Genomic DNA, 17452 nt, shown 5'->3' on the forward strand with positions numbered 1-17452 from the left:
GGCGCCGCGTTCAGCCGGCCGGCCGGCGCAGCGCGTGCTCGCACTCCGCCTGGTCGCAGTCGGCGCACCAGGCATCCCAGCGGGCCCGCTGACGGGCCTCGGTCGCATCGCGTGCGTGCAGGCGGCTGAACAGGCCGTCCGCCGCCGCCTCCCGGTGCGCATCGGTCGGTGCCAGGGGCGCGGGGTGTGGCCAGCGCTGGCGCAGCAGCGGGGCGACGGCATCGATCGCCGCCTCGACACGGGCCTCACCCTGGCCGCAGACCAGCGACCAGCGCAGGCCGTGGCCGATCAGCAGGGACCGCAGGTGGCCGTCGACCGCCTGCTGGGCCGCCGGGCCGTCGCGCACGCCGGGATCGGCATGCCAGCCCAGATCGAGCGCGGTCAGCAGCGTCAGCGCGCAGTCACGCTGGGCGCTCAGCGCCGGTACGACCAGCGCCTCGTTTCCGAAGTAATGCAGGCCGTAGACCGCCGTCATCAGCGGCGTGGTGTCGGCCACCACGATGTCGTGGTCGATCGCCGCCTGTGCCATGGCCGCCTGCTGGGCGGCGGCGATCTGCGCCTGTTCGTCGGCCCGTGGCGTGCGGCCCTGGCGTTCGCACCAGCTGCGCAGGGCTTCCGGCACCCAGATCGCGCGCCGGCCACTGAGCGCGGCCAGGCGCGGCGCCAGTGCGCGGGCCAGCGCGGTCTTGCCGGTGCTCTCGGCACCGACGATGGCGATCACCAGGGCGCTCTCGGGCATCGGTGCGTGCGATTCGATGGACGGCCGGCGGCCGGTCGGTCGGGCGGGACGTGCCGGCGGGGCAGGTCCGCCGTCGTGCGGCGGACTCAGGGCGTGGCCGTCGGCCGCGCGGCGTACTGCACGAAGATCTCGTCGGGCCGGATCAGACCGAGCTCGGCGCGGGCACGTTCCTCGACCATCTCCAGGCCGCGCTTCAGGTCGTCGAGTTCGGCCTCGAGGGCGACATTGCCCAGTCGCAGCCCCTCGTTGTCGGCGCGCTGGTGTTCGAGCTGCGCCTGCAGCTTCTGCAGCTGGTGCTTGCCGTTGTCGCCGAACCACAGCTGCCATTGCAGCACGCCCAGCAGCGCCAGCAGGGCCAGGGTCAGCGGACGGAGCAGGGCGGACATGGGGCGCGCAGGGGTCGGACAGGTCGGGCGGCCGCCGTGACGGCGGTGCTCAAGCGCGACCGCCGGCGCGGTCCCGGCACGCAGCCCTGCGGGGCCACGCACCGGCACCGGCCGGCGGTCGCGAGGGGCCCGGTCCGGGCCGCCGGATCAGCCCCGGGGACGGGGCGACACGACGGCCAGGGCCGGGATCGGCGACATCAGCGCAGATTGTAGAAGGCCGAGCGGCCCGGGTAGACGGCGACGTCGCCCAGGTCTTCCTCGATGCGCAGCAGCTGGTTGTACTTGGCCATGCGGTCCGAGCGCGACAGCGAGCCGGTCTTGATCTGGCCGGCGTTCAGGCCCACCGCGATGTCGGCGATGGTGCTGTCCTCGGTCTCGCCCGAGCGGTGCGACACGACGGCGGTGTAGCCGGCGCGCTTGGCCATCTCGATGGCGGCGAAGGTCTCGCTCAGGGTGCCGATCTGGTTGATCTTGATCAGGATCGAGTTGGCGATGCCCTTGTCGATGCCTTCCTTCAGGATCTTGGTGTTGGTGACGAACAGGTCGTCGCCGACCAGCTGCACCTTCTTGCCCAGACGGTCGGTCAGGTGCTTCCAGCCTGCCCAGTCGCCTTCGTGCATGCCGTCCTCGATCGAGATGATCGGGTACTTGTCGACCCAGGTGGCCAGCATGTCGGTCCAGCCCTCGGACGTCAGCTTCAGGCCGCCTTCGCCTTCCAGCACGTAGTGGCCGTCCTTGTAGAACTCGCTGGCCGCGCAGTCCAGCGCCAGGGCGATCTGCGTGCCCGGGGTGTAGCCGGCCTTCTCGATGGCCTCCAGGATCATCTGGATCGCGGCCTCGTGGTTGGCCACGCTGGGGGCGAAGCCGCCCTCGTCACCGACGGCGGTCGAGATGCCCTTGTCGTGCAGGATCTTCTTGAGCGCGTGGAAGGTCTCGGCACCCCAGCGCAGGGCCTCGCGGAACGACGGCGCGCCCACGGGCATGATCATCAGTTCCTGCAGGTCGAGGCTGTTGTTGGCGTGGGCGCCGCCGTTGACCACGTTCATCATCGGCACCGGCATCGTCACGCCGCCCATGCCGCCGAAGTAACGGTACAGGGGCAGGCCCGATTCCTCGGCCGCGGCGCGGGCGACGGCCATCGAGACGGCCAGCATCGCGTTGGCGCCCAGGCGGCTCTTGTTCTCGGTGCCGTCGAGATCGATCAGGGTCTTGTCCAGGAAGGACTGCTCGGCGGCGTCCAGGCCCAGCACGGCCTCGCTGATCTCGGTGTTGATGTGCTCGACGGCCTTGAGCACGCCCTTGCCCAGGTAGCGGCTCTTGTCGCCGTCACGCAGCTCGATGGCCTCGCGGCTGCCGGTGGACGCGCCCGACGGCACGGCCGCACGGCCCATCGTGCCCGATTCCAGCAGGACGTCGCATTCGACGGTGGGATTGCCGCGGCTGTCGAGGATCTCGCGGCCGACGATGTCAACAATGGCGCTCATCTGGGTGTCTCTCCAGGGGGATGTGGAATCGGAATCGGGGAATGCGTCAGTATGCCCGCCCGGGGTTACGGGGCAGGCTCAGCATGCAAGGGATGGCCGGCCCTGCGCTTGAGGGGGCGGGCCGCGCCGCGCGCTCAGGCGTTGAAGTCGTTCTCCAGCAGCGGCTGGCGCTTGACGACCTCGTCCAGCGCGCGCAGCTGGGCCAGCAGCGTGGCCATGTGCTTGAGCGGCACCGCATTCGGGCCGTCAGACCAGGCCTTGGCCGGTTCGGGGTGCGTCTCCATGAAGAGGCCGGCGACGCCGGCACCGACGCCGGCCCGGGCCAGCACCGGCACCATCTCGCGCGCACCGCCGCTGGCGCCGCCCAGGCCGCCGGGCTTCTGCACCGAGTGGGTGACGTCGAAGACCACCGGCGCGCCGGACTTGCGCATCTCGGCCAGGCTGCTCATGTCGGCCACCAGGTTGTTGTAGCCGAAGCTCACGCCGCGCTCGCAGGCCAGGAAGCGGTCTTCCGACAGGCCGGCCTCGCGCGCGGCGGCGCGGGCCTTGTCGACCACGTTCTTCATGTCCCACGGTGCCAGGAACTGGCCCTTCTTGATGTTCACCGGCTTGCCCGACTGGGCGACGGCACGGATGAAATCGGTCTGACGGCACAGGAAGGCCGGCGTCTGCAGCACGTCCACGACGCTGGCGACCTCGGCCACCTGGGCCTCGTCATGCACGTCGGTGAGCACCGGCAGGCCGGTCTGGCGGCGCACCTCGTCGAGGATCTTCAGGCCGGCATCGATGCCCAGACCGCGCTGGGTGGTGCCCGACGAGCGGTTGGCCTTGTCGAACGAGCCCTTGTAGATCAGCGGAATGCCGAGGGCCGTGCAGGCCTCCTTCAGCGTGCCGGCGACGTCGAGCGACAGCTGCAGGCTCTCGATCGAGCAGGTGCCGGCGATGAGGAAGAAGGGTCGGTCGAGTGCGACCTCGAATCCACAGAGTTGCATGGCGGATGCGCGCGGGGAAATACAGGGTTCAGACGTGAACAGGGGCCCGCGAGGGGCCCCTGAGGACGGACGTCAGGCCGCAGCCGTGTCGCCGCGGTGCGCGCGGGCCTGGGCCAGCGCGGCGGCGATGTAGCTGATGAACAGCGGATGGCCGTCCCACGGCGTGCTCTTGAATTCCGGGTGGAACTGCACGCCGACGTACCAGGGGTGCTGGTGGGTCGGCAGCTCGACCATCTCGGTGAGCTTCTCGCGCTGGGTGATGGCCGAGATCACCAGACCGGCCGCCTGCAGCTGGTCCAGGTACTGCTCGTTGGCCTCGTAGCGGTGGCGGTGGCGCTCGGTGACGACGTCACCGTAGATCGCGTGGGCCAGCGTGCCGGGCTTGACGTCGGAGCTCTGCGCGCCCAGACGCATCGTGCCGCCCAGATCGGACTTCTCGCTGCGCTTCTGGATCGTGCCGTCGCGGTCCTGCCACTCGTCGATCAGCGCGATCACCGGGTGCGGCGAATCGGGCTCGAACTCGGTCGAGTTGGCGTCCGTCAGGCCGGCCACGTGGCGCGCGAACTCGATGGTCGCGACCTGCATGCCCAGGCAGATGCCGAGGTAGGGCATCCGGTGCTCACGGGCGTAGCGCGCGGCGACGATCTTGCCCTCGATGCCGCGCTTGCCGAAGCCGCCCGGCACCAGGATGGCGTCGTACTGCTGCAGGCTGTCGGCGGTCTCGGCGGTCAGCGTCTCGCTGTCCACGTACTCGATGCGCACGCGGGTGTGCTGCTGGATGCCGGCGTGGCGCAGCGCCTCGTTGAGCGACTTGTACGAGTCCGACAGATCGGTGTACTTGCCGCACATGGCGATGGTCACCTCGTGCTGCGGGTGCAGCACCTCGTGCACCAGGTGGTCCCAGCGCTGCAGGTTGGCCGGCCGGGTCAGCAGCTGCAGCTTCATGCAGATCTGCTCGTCCAGGCCCTGCTCGTGCAGCAGGCGGGGCACCTTGTAGATGGTGTCCACGTCCCACATGCTGATCACGCCGTGGGCCGCCACGTTGGTGAACAGGCTGATCTTCTCGCGCTCGTCGGCCGGCACCTCGCGGTCGGCGCGGCACAGCAGCACGTCGGGCTGGATGCCGATCTCGCGCAGCTTCTGCACCGTGTGCTGGGTCGGCTTGGTCTTGAGCTCGCCGGCCGTGCTGATGAACGGCAGGTAGGTCAGGTGCACGAAGGCGGTGGCGTTCGGCCCGGCCTTCAGGCTGAGCTGGCGCACCGCCTCCAGGAAGGGCAGGGACTCGATGTCGCCGACCGTGCCGCCGATCTCCACGATCGCCACGTCGACGCCTTCGGCGCCGCGCTTGACGAAGTCCTGGATCTCGTTGGTGACGTGCGGGATCACCTGCACCGTCTTGCCGAGGTAGTCGCCGCGGCGCTCCTTCTCGAGCACCGACTTGTAGACCTGGCCCGCGGTGAAGTTGTTGCTGCGCTTCATCCGGGTCGTGATGAAGCGCTCGTAGTGGCCGAGGTCGAGGTCGGTCTCGGCCCCGTCATCGGTGACGAAGACCTCACCGTGCTGCATCGGGCTCATGGTGCCCGGGTCCACGTTGAGGTAGGGGTCCAGCTTGATGAGGGTGACCTTCAGGCCACGCGACTCAAGAATGGCCGCGAGCGAGGCCGACGCGATGCCCTTGCCGAGGGAGGACACCACACCGCCGGTGACGAAGACGTACTTGGTCATGTCGTGCAGCACCCGCGGGGCCGGGGTTCCCGGCAGGCCGCACGAATGCTCTGGTGGTAAAGCGCGATTCTATACGGGGCGCCGCGGACGCCCCGCCGCAGCCCATGCGGGCAGGGGCCGCGGGCCCCGTGACGGTGTCCGCGGCCGGGGGGGCTGAGGACGGTCCGTGGGCCGTCCGTGCACCGGTTCTCAGGCGGCCATGCGGTTGTTCTTGGCGTCGAGCACGGCCTCGGGCTCCTGCGCCTCGGCCAGGGTCTCGCCGTCGAGATGGGCCTTCATGCGCTGGGTGTCGAGCTCGCCGCACCACTTGGAGACCACCAGCGTGGCCACGCCGTTGCCCACCAGATTGGTCAGCGCGCGGGCCTCGCTCATGAAGCGGTCGATGCCCAGGATCAGCGCCAGACCGGCCACCGGCACATGGCCGACCGCACTCAGCGTGGCCGCCAGCACGATGAAGCCCGAGCCGGTGACGCCGGCCGCGCCCTTGCTGGTCAGCAGCAGCACCATCAGCAGCGTGATCTGCTGGGTCAGCGTCATCGGCGTGTCGGTGGCCTGGGCGATGAAGACCGCGGCCATCGTCAGGTAGATGCTGGTGCCGTCGAGGTTGAAGCTGTAGCCGGTGGGCACGACCAGGCCGACCGTCGACTTCGACGCGCCCAGGTTCTCCAGCTTGGCCATGATGCGCGGCAGGACGCTCTCGCTGGAGCTGGTGCCCAGCACGATCAGCAGCTCTTCCTTGATGTACTTGATGAACTTCCAGACCGAGAAGCCGTGCGCCTTGGCGATCGCGCCCAGCACGCCGAAGACGAAGACCAGGCAGGTGACGTAGAAGGTGGCCATCAGCTGGCCCAGGCTCAGCAGCGTGCCCACGCCGTACTTGCCGATGGTGAAGGCCATCGCGCCGAAGGCACCGATCGGGGCCACCTTCATGATGTAGCCGACGATCACGAACAGCACGTGGCTGGTCTTCTCGATGAAGTCGAACACCAGGGTGCCGCGGCCGCCGAAGCGGTGCAGCGCGAAGCCGAACAGCACCGAGAACAGCAGCACCTGCAGGATGTCGCCCTTGGCGAAGGCATCGACCACGCTGCTCGGGATCACGTTGAGCAGGAACTCGGTGGTGGTGGCCATCTTGCCCGGCGCCGTGTAGGCCGAGATCGCCTTGGTGTCGAGCGTGCTGGCGTCCACGTGCATGCCGGCGCCCGGCTGCACCAGGTTGACGATCAGCAGGCCGATGATCAGCGCCAGCGTGCTGACGACCTCGAAGTACAGCAGGGCCAGACCGCCGGTCTTGCCCACCTTCTTCATGTCCTCCATGCCGGCGATGCCGACCACCACGGTGCAGAAGATGATCGGCGCGATGATCATCTTGATCAGCTTGATGAAGCCGTCGCCCAGCGGTTTCATGGCGGCGCCGGTCTCGGGCGCGAAGTGGCCGAGTGCCACGCCGATCAGGATCGCGGCGATGACCTGGGCGTAGAGCGAGCGGTACCAGGGCGTGCGGGCCGCCGGTGCGGAAGACGATGAAGAGCTAGGGTTTGCCATGACAGGGTTTCCACGGAGGGCGCGATGATGCGCAGTCCTGCTTCCCCTGTCGTGCGTAGTTCCCACACGACGCGGCCACCGGGGCAGCCGGCCTTGCGCCGCCTCAAGCTCCGGGGGCGGCGTGGCCGGCGTGGCCGGCGTGGCCGGCGTGGCCGGCGCGCCGGTCGTGGGCCGTGCCGGCGAGCGCCGCGATCAGCGCCAGCACCTCGGCGGCCGTCGCGTCGGGCCGCTCCATCGGGAACAGGTGGCTGCCCTCGATCTCGCGGTAATGCGGCCCCGCCAGCTGGCGCGACGCCGCGGTGCCGGCCTGGCGCATCTCCTGCGAGGCGGTGCCGGCGATGAAGCCGAAGGGCACGCGCAGCGGGTGCCGCCGCAACAGGGCGCCGATGTGGTGGGGCAGGGTGTCGTAGATGCGCGTCTCGACCGTGCGCTCGAAGGCCAGGCGCACGCCGCCGTCGGGGGCCGGCTGCAGGCCGCAGTCCAGGTAGTCCTCCAGCAGGCCCGGCGCCCAGGCGGCGAACACCGGCTTGGCCGCGTAGTGGGCCAGCACGGCCGCGCGGTCGGGCCAGTGCTGGCGCCGCCGCTGCGCGATACGGCCCGGCGAGACGCGCGAGATCAGCCGCGTCAGCTTGGCCAGGCGCACCGTCTGGGCCCGCCAGCCGGTGATCAGCGGTGAGTCCAGCAGCACCAGGCCGCGCGCCAGATCGGGCCGGCGGGCCGCGGCCAGCAGGCTCAGCAGCCCGCCCAGCGAGTGGCCGACCAGCCAGGCGCCCTGCGGGGCGACCTGCTCCAGGTGGTCGATCAGCTGGTCGCGCAGGCCCGGCCAGTTGCTGCTGACCGGCCAGCGCGGATCGTGGCCGTACTGCGCGACGGCGTGCACCGTCCAGCCCGCCGTCTGCCAGGTCTCGAACAGTCGCCGGTAGGTGCCGGCCGGGAAGCCGTTGGCATGCGAGAACACCAGGGTGCGGTCCGCAGCGGGTTCAGGGTGGAACATCGGGCGATCGAGGCAGGACGGATGGGCGGATGATGCCGGCCGCACCCCTCTCACGGGTGGGGGCGTCCGTATACTTCTTTCACATTGTCCCGGCAGCCGGAGGGCGTGCAGCCGCACGGGGGGCGTGCCGCGGGCAGGATGGGTCCGAGCCATGAACGCAAGGGGAGGCGGCGGCCGCACGGCCGTCGTGGCGCAGCACGGGAATCGGCCGACGCGGATCGGCCGCGGGCCGGGCCGTCGCCGGCCGCGGGCCACCGCCGTGGCGCTGACGTTGACCGCGCTGGCCGAGCTGCTGGCCGGCTGCGCCGGGCCGCGTTACACCGTCGACGACGGCCGCAAGGTCGACGAGGTCCTGCTGGGCCAGATCCGCGACTACGGCACCGGCGAGCGCGCACTGCGCCCGGCGATCGCCCGCAGCGCCGCGCTGCAGGATCCGGACTGCGACAAGCAGTGGGAGCTGCCCTTCTCGGTGGCCACCAGCGCCGACTGGAGCGAGGACGAGCGCGTGGCCTGGGTGCGCGGCCTCGGCGTCGACGAGCGGCTGACGGTGGTGGCCGCCGCGCGCGACGCGCCGCTGCAGCCGGGTGAGCGCCTGGTGGCCATCGGCAAGGTGGCCAAGGAGCGCGACAGCACGCTGATGCTGGAGACGCTGGCCGAGCGGCGCGATGCCGGCGAGCCCTTCAGCGTGCGCACCGCCTCGGGCCGCACGGTGCAGGTGCGGCCGTTCGAGGTCTGCCGCGGCTACACGCGGCTGGCGCCGCCGAACACGCCCAAGGCCCAGGACTACCACTGGCTGCTGTCGGTGCACCCGCTGCAGCTGCCGCGCGCCGCATTGACCGATGACGAGGCGCTGTGGGTCGTGCTCTGGACCCAGGGCTTGTCCGAGGAGGGCGGGCTGCGCATGAAGACCTGGCACTACGGCACCAAGATCGCCGGCACGCTCTACAACCTGGTCACGCTGGCCAGCGGCATCAAGGGTGCCGCGCTGGCCGCCGACGCCGCGCTCAAGGCCGCGCAGAGCGCCGCCGCCCAGGTCGCCAGCGAGGTGCTCAAGCAGCAGCTGATCGACCAGGCCAAGGCGCTGGCCGTCGACCGCCTGCGCGCGGTGGCCACCGGCACGCTGGACAAGTTCGCGCGGGCCACCGTCGTCAACTCGATCCAGCAGGCGGCGGTCAACCGCGGGGCGCTCAGCGGTGTCGCGCGCATCGGCGCCACGGCCTTCGACGAGGCCGACGGCTGGGCCTTCAAGCGCCTGGGCGAGCTGGATGCCGATCCGCTGGCCCCGTTCACGCTGCACCAGAAACTGGCCGAGGCCGGCCTGGCCGACAACGCCTTCGTCTTCGACGGCGAGCGGCTGGGCGCGATCAGCACGCTGGCGCGCCAGGGGGGCCTGGAGGCGCGGGTGACGCAGTCCCTCAAGGGGCTGCGCGTGGAGGAGCTGCAGGCCGAGATCGGCGCGATGCCGCTGGCCTCGGCCCCCGCGCCGTTCAGCTACGAGGAGCCGCTGGACGATGCGGCCAACCCGTATGCGCGCGGGCTGGTCGATGCGCTGCTGGAGATGCCGGGGGCGCCGGCTGCGGCGCCGGCGACTGCTCCGGCGGTGGCTCCGGCGGCCACGCCACCGGCCACCCCGCGGCCGGCGCCCGCGGTCCCGAAGCCGTCCGCGGCAGCCCCTGGCGCGCCGTCCGCCGCCGGTTCCGCCGGCCCTGCCGGTCCGGTGGTGTCCGGTCCGTCGTCCGATGTCCGCCCTGAAGGTCGTTCCTGATGTCTGCCCGAATCCGTGCCTTGCCTGAGGGTCGTCCGCAGCTGCCTGCACCGCGAGGCCGGGGGCTGTCGCTGCAGGGCGCCTGGCTGGCGCTGTGCTTCGGTGGCGCGGCCGTCCAGGCCCAGCCGCGCTTGCCACCGCCCGAGCCCGTCCAGGCGCCTGCAGCGGCGCCATCGCCCCGTCCCGCACGGACCGCCGTGACCTTGCCGGCACCTGCACCTGCACCTGCACCTGCACCTGCACCTGCGCCGGTTTCCGCTCCGGTCTCCGCGCCGGCACCCGTTCCGGCCTCCGCGGCACCTGCGGTGTCTGCGCCGATGTCCCCGGCGCCTGCTGTTGCGCCTGCCGCCGCGCCGGAGAGCCCTGCCGCACCCGCAAGGCCCGCAGTCTCCGGCGCCACGGCCACCGGGGTCGGCGCAGCGCCCTCGGCCGGTGCGGCCACCGCGCCGACCGCGCTTCCGTCGGCCACGTCACCTGCGGCGCCGCCGGTGCCCGAGGCCACGGCCGTCCCCGGTGCCCAGGCCCCCACCGCCGCCACGGCCCCCACGGCAGCCTCCGCCGGATCTGCCGCACCCACCGGCGCGCCGGCTGCCACCGTGCCACCCGCCGCCGTCCCACCGGCTTCCGCCGCCGCGCCGTCGCCTGCCGCGTCGGCCGAGCCGGCCCAGGCCGCCGCACCGGCCGCCGCTCCGTCGCCGGGGCTGCCGTCGGCCCCTCCCGCTCCGCCGGCCCCGCCGCCGACCTGCGCCGGCATCAGTGGTCGCGCGGCCGCGGTCGATCTGCAGGCCAGCTCGGCCCAGGCGCGCAAGGCGCCGGAAAGCGAGCAGGCGGTCCTGTTCGACCAGGCCATCGCGCTGTGGCAGCAGGCCGTCGAGCTGTGCGAGGGCAAGCCCCGCGAGCGGGCGGCGCGCAACCTGGCCGACAGCCAGGGCGTGCGCGCGGCACTCGGCGAGTTGCTGGATGCCGGCGAGGCCTGCCTGGGCGGTCAGCGCGATGCCGGTGCGCTGCAGGAACTGGCCCGCCAGGCCACCGCCGATCGCCGCTGGTCCGATGCGGCGATGCTGTTCCGCAAGACCGAGAGCCTGTGGGAGCTGGCGGCCGAGCATTGCCGTGGTGCGCAACAGCAGCTGGCGCTGCAGCGGCGCGATCAGGTGGCGGTCGACGGCCACAACGTCGAGCATTGCGCCCCGCGCTTCGACCGCGCCCGCACCTGGACGCAGAAGCTGCGCAACGCCGCCGCCGCGCTGCCGCCGGCCGAGCGCCAGGAGCAGCAGCAGATCGCCGAGACGCTGTGGCGTGACACGGCCAGCCACTGCAAGGGTCAGCCGCAGGATCTGGCGACGAGCCAGGCGCAGTCCCAGGCGCGCGAGCGCGGCACGCCCTGGGCCGCCTCCTGGCCGCTGGACCTGCCGCCGCTGCCGGTGGTGCGGGCGCCCGTGGCCGCACCCCGGACGGCGGCGGGGGCGGCGGGGGCGCCGGCGGCCACGGCCTCCGGCCCGGCGGCGGGCCGCACGCCGGGGTCGGCCCGTCCGGCCGGGGTGGCTGGTGCGGCGGCACCGGTGTCCGGTGTCGCCGTGCCGGGTGCCGCGGCGTCGGGTGCCGCGGTGACGGGCGCTTCGGTGGCTTCGGGCGCACCGGGTGCGGGTGCCGCCACGACCGCATCCGGCATGGCCGCGGTCGCCAGGACGGCCTCCCCGGCCGTGGCGTCCACCGCCACCGGTGCGGCCGTGTCGGCCGCCGATGCCACGGCCGGCCTGCGGCGTGCGGCCGCGGTGACGGTTGAAGGGGTGGCCGAAGGGGCGGCCGCCCCGGCCCAGGCCACGAAGGCCGCCATGGCCGTGGGCGCCGTGGCGCCGGCCGGTGCGGTCGTCGGTGCGGCCACGTCCGCGGTGGCGGCGGGCCAGGCGGTGGCCAGTGGTGCGCTGTCGGCCGGGGCCGGCGCTGGCGCTGGCGCGGCCGCGCTGGCCGTGACCGGCTCGACCCTGGTCGCCGCGGCGGCCATCGCCCCGGCCGGTCCTGCACCGGGCCCGGGCCCGGCCGCCAGCGTGCCGCTGGAGCGCGACCCGGCCCGCATCGCCGCCCAGGTCCCGCAGCCGGTCGATCTGACCCTGGCCGGCGGCACGCGCATGCAGGGGCGCTTCCTGCGCGACCCGGGCGCCTCCACCTACAGCGGCGAAGGTCGCATCCGCTGGCCCAACGGCGACGACTACCAGGGCCAGGTGCTGGAGGGCCGGCGCCACGGCCAGGGCGAGCTGCAGTGGGCCAACGGCCAGCACCATGTCGGTCGTTGGCGGGCCGACCAGCCCGACGGCGAGGGCACGATGCGCTACGTCAACGGCAACCTCTACCGGGGCACCTTCGTCGAGGGCCAGCCCCAGGGCGAGGGCCGCATGGCCTATGCGTCGGGCGATGTCTACAGCGGCCGCTTCGAGCGCGGTCAGCCCCACGGCCAGGGCAGCTACCAGTGGCTGAGCGGCCAGCGCTACGAGGGGCCGTGGGTGCAGGGCCGCGCCGAGGGCCGCGCGCGCATGGTGTTCGCCAACGGCAACGTCTATGTCGGCGAGGTGCGTGCCGGTCTGCCCGAGGGCCAGGGCCGGCTCGAGTACGCCAGCGGCGATGTCTACGAGGGCGCGCTGCACGAGGGCCAGCCCGAGGGGCAGGGCCGCTACACCTGGAGCAGTGGCGATGTCTACGACGGGGCCTGGCAGGCCGGACGCCGCCATGGCCCCGGCCGCTTCGTCTGGCGCAACGGCGACCGCTGGGACGGCCGCTTCCAGGACGACCAGCAGAGCGGAGACGGCGTGCTGACCCGCGCTGGCGGCACGGCGGCCGTCCGCCCGCCGGCACCGGCCGTACCGACTGCACCGACTGCACCCCCCCCTCCCGCCGCCGGATCCTGAGCACGGCCGGATCCGGGGCGCCACCGCCGCCGGGCCGGATCCGCACCCGTCTTGCGCCGGATCAGATCCGCGGCGCGGCCCCGCCCGCGCCGGCCCTCCGCTGTCTATGATTGCGAATCATTCTTGATGACGAGCGAGGCAGGTGATGGTGGAACGGTGGCGGCCGGACGGATCGGGGCGGCGTGCGGCCCTGAAACAGGCCTGGATGGCGGCCTGGGCCGGTGCGGCATGGGCCGGTGCGGCATGGGGCGGCGCGCCCGTGCTGCACGCCGCCACGGTGTCCGGGCCGGCGCGGCCCTGGCGCCTGGCCACCGCCTGGCAGCGGCTGGACGCGGCCGGCCGGCCGGCGGCCTGGCAGGCCGCGGTGCTGGGCCTGGACGAGCAGGCTGACGAGGTCCGGCTGGACCTGCTGCACGCCCACGATCTGCCGGACCGCGCGCACGGTCTGCAGGCCGGTGCCGATGGCAGCGTGCTGGTCGTGGCCAACCGGCCCGGGCGCTGGCTGGCGCGGCTGGACGGGCAGGGCGGTCATCGCCTGCACCGGCTGGAGGCGGCGGGCGAGCGCCGCACGCTCAACGGCCATGTGCTGTCCGCGCCCGATGGCCGGCTGTGGACCAGCGAGACGGACCCGCGTGACGGCCGGGGCTGGATCGGCGTGCGCGACGCGCAGACGCTGGAGCTGCGCGCCTCCTGGCCGCTGGACGATGGCCGTGCCGACGGCCCGGGCATCGATCCGCACCAGATGGTGTGCGATGCGCAAGGCGATCTGCTGGTGGCCGTCGGCGGCATTCCGCGCTGGCCCGACGGCCGCCGGCGCGACGCGGAGCCCTTGAGCCCGGGCCTGTGGCGCCTGGACGGCCGCGACGGCCGGGTGCTCGGGCGGTGGTCGCTGGCCGACCGCTGGCTGAGCCTGCGCCATCTGGCCTGGTCGACGGGCGAGGCGGGCGCGCCGCGCCTGGGCATCGCCCTGCAGGCCGAGCATGCGCGGGCCGAGGACCGTCAGGCCGCGCCGCTGCTCGCCTTGTTCGATGGCGCACAGCTGCGCGCCGTCGACGCCCAGGCGCCGCGCAAGGCGGCCGGCTATGCCGGTGACATCGCGGCCGCGCCCGGCGGCGGCTTCGTGCTCAGCGGGCAGAAGGCGGGCATGGCGCTGTGGTGGGATCCGTCGCGCACGGTCGCCGCTGACGGCGCCACGGCCGCGCCGGCCCTGCGGCCGGTGGCCGAGCTGACCGAGGCCTGCGCGCTGGCGCGGCTGGAGCCGGCGGATGCGACCGTCGGCCCCGGCGTGCTGATCGGGGCGGCGCGCGGGCTGGGTCTGTGGCGGCTGCAGGGGCCGTCCCGGCTGCTGCCCTGGCCGGTGGCGGTGCTGCCGGACAACCACCTGGTGCGGCTGGCCGACACCTGAGTCCGGCCGTCAGGCCACACCCCGCGGCCTCAGACGATGCGGTCCTCCGGGCGCCGGATCTTGCCCAGCGGCGCATGGCGCTCGCTGTGCGTGAGCAGCGGGTGGGCGCTGGCGCTGCCGTCCCACACCGGGTCGGCGATGCCCTCGAACACCTCGCGCAGGCGCTGGCCCCAGGTGCTGTGGATCATCTGGAAGTACGGATTGCCCTCGTCCAGGCAGACGATCTGCTCGGTGCGGAAGCTGTCCTCGCGGTAGACCAGCAGGTCGAGCGGCAGGCCCACCGACAGGTTGGACTTCAGCGTCGAGTCCATGCTGACCAGCGCGCACTTGGCGGCCTCGTCCAGCGGCGTGGCCGGGGTCAGCACACGGTCCAGGATGGGCTTGCCGTACTTGCTCTCGCCGATCTGGAAGAAGCAGGTCTCGCGCGTGGCCTCGATGAAGTTGCCGGCCGAGTAGACGAGGAACATGCGCATCGCCTCGCCCTTGATCTGGCCGCCCAGGATCATCGTGCAGTTGAAGTCCACGCCGGCCGCGCGCAGGGCGGGGCCGTCCTGCTCGTGCACGCGGCGCACGGTGGCGCCCAGCACGCGCGCGGCGTCGAACATGCTCTCGGCATTCCAGATCGTCAGCGGCTCCTGCTGGGGGCCGCGGTCGATCTTCTCCAGTTGCAGCAGCTCGCGCACGCTCTGGCTGATCGACAGGTTGCCGGCCGACAGCAGGCACATGAAGCGCTCGCCCGGTTGTTCATAGACCATCATCTTGCGGAAGGTGCTGATCTGGTCGATGCCGGCGTTGGTGCGGCTGTCGGACAGGAAGACGAGGCCGGCGTTCAGGCGGATGCCGATGCAGTAGGTCATGTGCGGGGGCTGCGCGTAAGGCAGGGGCGGGAAGGCGGGGCGCCGCGGAGCCGGGCGCGAGGGCGGAAGACGTCGTGGATTCTGCCGCGGTGGGTTCAGTGCGGGATCTGCTTGAGCCGGTAGAGCGCGTCCAGCGCCTCGCGCGGGGTCAGCGCGTCGGGATCGACGGCCGCCAGTGCGCGCTCGACCGCGCTCGGCTCGGCCGCGGCCGGGTCTTCGGGCGGCGGGGCGAACAGGTCGACCTGTGGCTGCTCGGCCCGCGACTGGGCCTCCAGCGCACCGAGCGTCGCACGGGCCTGGCGCACCAGGCTGGCCGGCATGCCCGCCAGGCGCGCGACCTGCACGCCGTAGCTGCGGCTGGCCGGCCCGGGCTCGATCGTGTGCAGGAACACGATGTCATGTCCGTTCTCGGCCGCCGAGACGTGCATGTTGACGGCCTGGCCGTGCTGCTGCGGAAACGCCGTGAGTTCGAAGTAATGCGTGGCGAACAGCGTGAAAGCCTTGTTGCGGTCGTGCAGATGGCTGGCGATGGCGCCGGCCAGCGCGAGGCCGTCGTAGGTGCTGGTGCCGCGTCCGATCTCGTCCATCAGCACCAGGCTGTGCGGCGTGGCCGCATGCACGATGGCGGCGGCCTCCGTCATCTCCAGCATGAAGGTGGACTGGGCGTTGGCCAGGTCGTCGGCCGCGCCGATGCGGGTGTGGATGGCGTCGATGGGCCCCAGCCGGCAGGCGCGCGCCGGCACCCAGCTGCCGATCGAGGCCAGCAGCACGATCAGCGCGATCTGGCGCATGTAGGTGCTCTTGCCGCCCATGTTCGGGCCGGTGACGATCATCATCCGCGTGCGGCTGTCGAGCCGGCAGTCGTTGGCGATGAAGGGCGGGCCGTCGGTCTCCTGCAGGCGGGCCTGCACCACCGGATGGCGGCCGGCCTCGATCTCGATGGCCGGCTGCGCGACGAACTGCGGCCGGCACCATTCCAGCGTGTCGGCGCGCTCGGCGAGCGCGGCCAGCACGTCGAGCGTGGCCAGTGCGCGGGCCAGCGCGCCGAGCGGCTGCAGATGGACCTGCAACTGCTCCAGCAGCTGCTCGTAGAGCCACTTCTCGCGAGCGAGCGAGCGCTCCTGCGCCGACAGCGCCTTGTCCTCGAAGGCCTTGAGCTCGGGCGTGATGTAGCGCTCGGCGTTCTTCAGCGTCTGGCGGCGCTGGTAGTCGGCCGGCACCTTGTCGATCTGGCCGGCGGTGACCTCGATGTAGAAGCCGTGCACGCGGTTGAACTGCACGCGCAGGTTGCCGATGCCGGTGCGCGCGCGCTCGCGCGTCTCCAGGTCCAGCAGGAAGGCGTCGCAGTTCTGGCTGATCGCGCGCAGCTCGTCGAGTGCGGCGTCGAAGCCGCTGGCGATCACGCCGCCGTCGCGCACGAGCGCGGCCGGCTCCTCGGCGATGGCCGCGTGCAGCAGGGCGGCGATGGCGTCCGGCGGCTGCAGGCCGTCGTGCAGGCGGTCGAGCAGCGGGGCGCGGCCGTCGGCCGGCGGCAGCGTCTGCCGCAGCGCGGGCAGGTTCAGCAGCGTGGCGCGCAGGCCGGCCAGTTCGCGCGGGCGCACCTGGCGCAGCGCCAGCCGGGCGACGATGCGCTCGACATCGCTGCTGCCGCGCAGCGCCTGGCGGATGCGGGCATGGGCCTGGGCCGCGTCGAGCAGCACGGCGATCGCCTGGTGGCGCGCGCTGGCGGCGTCGCGCGCGCGCTGCGGATGGGTCAGCCAGTGGCGCAGCAGGCGGCTGCCCATGCCGGTGGCGCAGGTGTCGAGCAGGCTCAGCAGCGTGGGCGCGGGCTCGCCCCTCAGGGTCTGCGTCAGCTCCAGATTGCGCAGCGTGGCCGGTGGCAGCGTGATCAGCGCATCGGCGCGCGCGACCTGCAGCGCACCGACGTGGGCCAGGGCCTGGCCCTGGGTGTGCTCGGCGAAGCTCAGCAGGGCGGCGGCGGCGGCCTGGGCCACGCCCAGCGCCTCGGCGCCATAGGCCTGCAGCGAGGCCACCTGCAGCAGCGCGCACAGCTTGCGCAGGCCGAGCGCGGTGTCGAACTGCCAGTCCGGTCGCACGGTGCGCGGTGCGCGCAGCTGCAGCACGGCCGGCGGCAGGGCGGCGGTGGCGTCGGCCTGCGAGATCAGCAGCTCGGCCGGCTCCAGCCGGGCCAGCCAGCCGCCGAGTTCGGCTTCCGTGCATTCGGTGGCGCCCAGCTCGCCGCTGCTCAGGCCCAGCCAGGCCAGGCCCCAGGTCGCGCGGCGGCGGTGCAGGGCCAGCAGCCGGGTGTCGCAGCGCTCGTCGAGCAGCTCGGTGTCGGTGATGGTGCCGGGGGTGACCACGCGCACCACCTTGCGCTCGACCGGCCCCTTGCTGGCGCCGACCTCGCCGACCTGCTCGGCGATGGCCACCGCCTCGCCCAGCTTGATCAGCCGCGCCAGGTAGTTCTCGACCGCGTGCACCGGCACGCCGGCCATCACCACCGGCTCGCCGGCCGACTGGCCGCGGGTGGTGATCGTGATGTCGAGCAGGCGGTTGGCCTTGCGCGCATCGTCGTAGAACAGCTCGTAGAAGTCCCCCATCCGGTAGAACACCAGCGTGTCGGGGTACTCGGCCTTGATCCGGAGATACTGGCCCATAAC

The 17452-nt window shown here is 72.9% G+C and carries 12 protein-coding genes; 3 read left to right on the forward strand and 9 right to left on the reverse strand.

Translation table 11 applies throughout. From position 1 onward, the window contains the following. Positions 1-10 precede the first annotated feature (10 nt). From AACH11_RS04680 to AACH11_RS04710, 7 genes are all read right to left on the reverse strand, one after another. Positions 11-739: an AAA family ATPase gene (locus AACH11_RS04680; protein WP_341373045.1), complete on the reverse strand. Its 729-nt coding sequence runs from the start codon at positions 737-739 to the stop codon at positions 11-13. Positions 740-825: 86 nt separating this feature from the next. Next, positions 826-1125, reverse strand: a complete 300-nt coding sequence (gene ftsB / locus AACH11_RS04685; protein ID WP_341373046.1) for a cell division protein FtsB — start codon at positions 1123-1125, stop codon at positions 826-828. A 197-nt stretch (positions 1126-1322) separates the two neighbouring features. Continuing rightward, positions 1323-2609: a phosphopyruvate hydratase gene (gene eno / locus AACH11_RS04690; RefSeq protein WP_341373047.1), complete on the reverse strand. Its 1287-nt coding sequence runs from the start codon at positions 2607-2609 to the stop codon at positions 1323-1325. A gap of 134 nt (positions 2610-2743) precedes the next feature. Continuing rightward, on the reverse strand, positions 2744-3601 hold the full coding sequence (kdsA, locus tag AACH11_RS04695; protein WP_341373048.1) for a 3-deoxy-8-phosphooctulonate synthase: 858 nt from the start codon (positions 3599-3601) through the stop codon (positions 2744-2746). A gap of 72 nt (positions 3602-3673) precedes the next feature. Then, on the reverse strand, positions 3674-5326 hold the full coding sequence (locus AACH11_RS04700) for a CTP synthase (protein ID WP_341373049.1): 1653 nt from the start codon (positions 5324-5326) through the stop codon (positions 3674-3676). A gap of 189 nt (positions 5327-5515) precedes the next feature. Next, entirely contained in the window at positions 5516-6871 is a 1356-nt protein-coding gene (locus AACH11_RS04705; protein WP_341373050.1) for a dicarboxylate/amino acid:cation symporter, read from the reverse strand. Between the two features lie 103 nt (positions 6872-6974). Beyond that, positions 6975-7865: an alpha/beta fold hydrolase gene (locus AACH11_RS04710; protein WP_341373051.1), complete on the reverse strand. Its 891-nt coding sequence runs from the start codon at positions 7863-7865 to the stop codon at positions 6975-6977. 259 nt (positions 7866-8124) lie between these two features. Here AACH11_RS04710 and AACH11_RS04715 point away from each other — a divergent pair, with 259 nt between their 5' ends. From AACH11_RS04715 to AACH11_RS04725, 3 genes are all read left to right on the forward strand, one after another. After that, positions 8125-9630: a hypothetical protein gene (locus AACH11_RS04715; protein ID WP_341373052.1), complete on the forward strand. Its 1506-nt coding sequence runs from the start codon at positions 8125-8127 to the stop codon at positions 9628-9630. Between the two features lie 596 nt (positions 9631-10226). Beyond that, a complete protein-coding gene (locus AACH11_RS04720; protein ID WP_341373053.1) occupies positions 10227-12530 on the forward strand; it encodes an MORN repeat-containing protein in 2304 nt (767 codons plus the stop codon). A gap of 205 nt (positions 12531-12735) precedes the next feature. Then, complete coding sequence (locus tag AACH11_RS04725; protein WP_341373054.1) at positions 12736-13935, forward strand: DUF1513 domain-containing protein; 1200 nt, start codon at positions 12736-12738, stop codon at positions 13933-13935. A 29-nt stretch (positions 13936-13964) separates the two neighbouring features. Here the strand turns inward: AACH11_RS04725 and AACH11_RS04730 are convergent, their stop codons facing one another. Continuing rightward, on the reverse strand, positions 13965-14792 hold the full coding sequence (locus AACH11_RS04730; protein ID WP_341373055.1) for a proteasome-type protease: 828 nt from the start codon (positions 14790-14792) through the stop codon (positions 13965-13967). A gap of 95 nt (positions 14793-14887) precedes the next feature. Beyond that, positions 14888-17449, reverse strand: a complete 2562-nt coding sequence (gene mutS, locus AACH11_RS04735) for a DNA mismatch repair protein MutS (RefSeq protein ID WP_341373287.1) — start codon at positions 17447-17449, stop codon at positions 14888-14890. Positions 17450-17452 lie beyond the last annotated feature (3 nt).

The sequence above is a fragment of the Pseudaquabacterium rugosum genome, from assembly GCF_038066575.1.
GTDB lineage: Bacteria > Pseudomonadota > Gammaproteobacteria > Burkholderiales > Burkholderiaceae_C > Pseudaquabacterium > Pseudaquabacterium rugosum.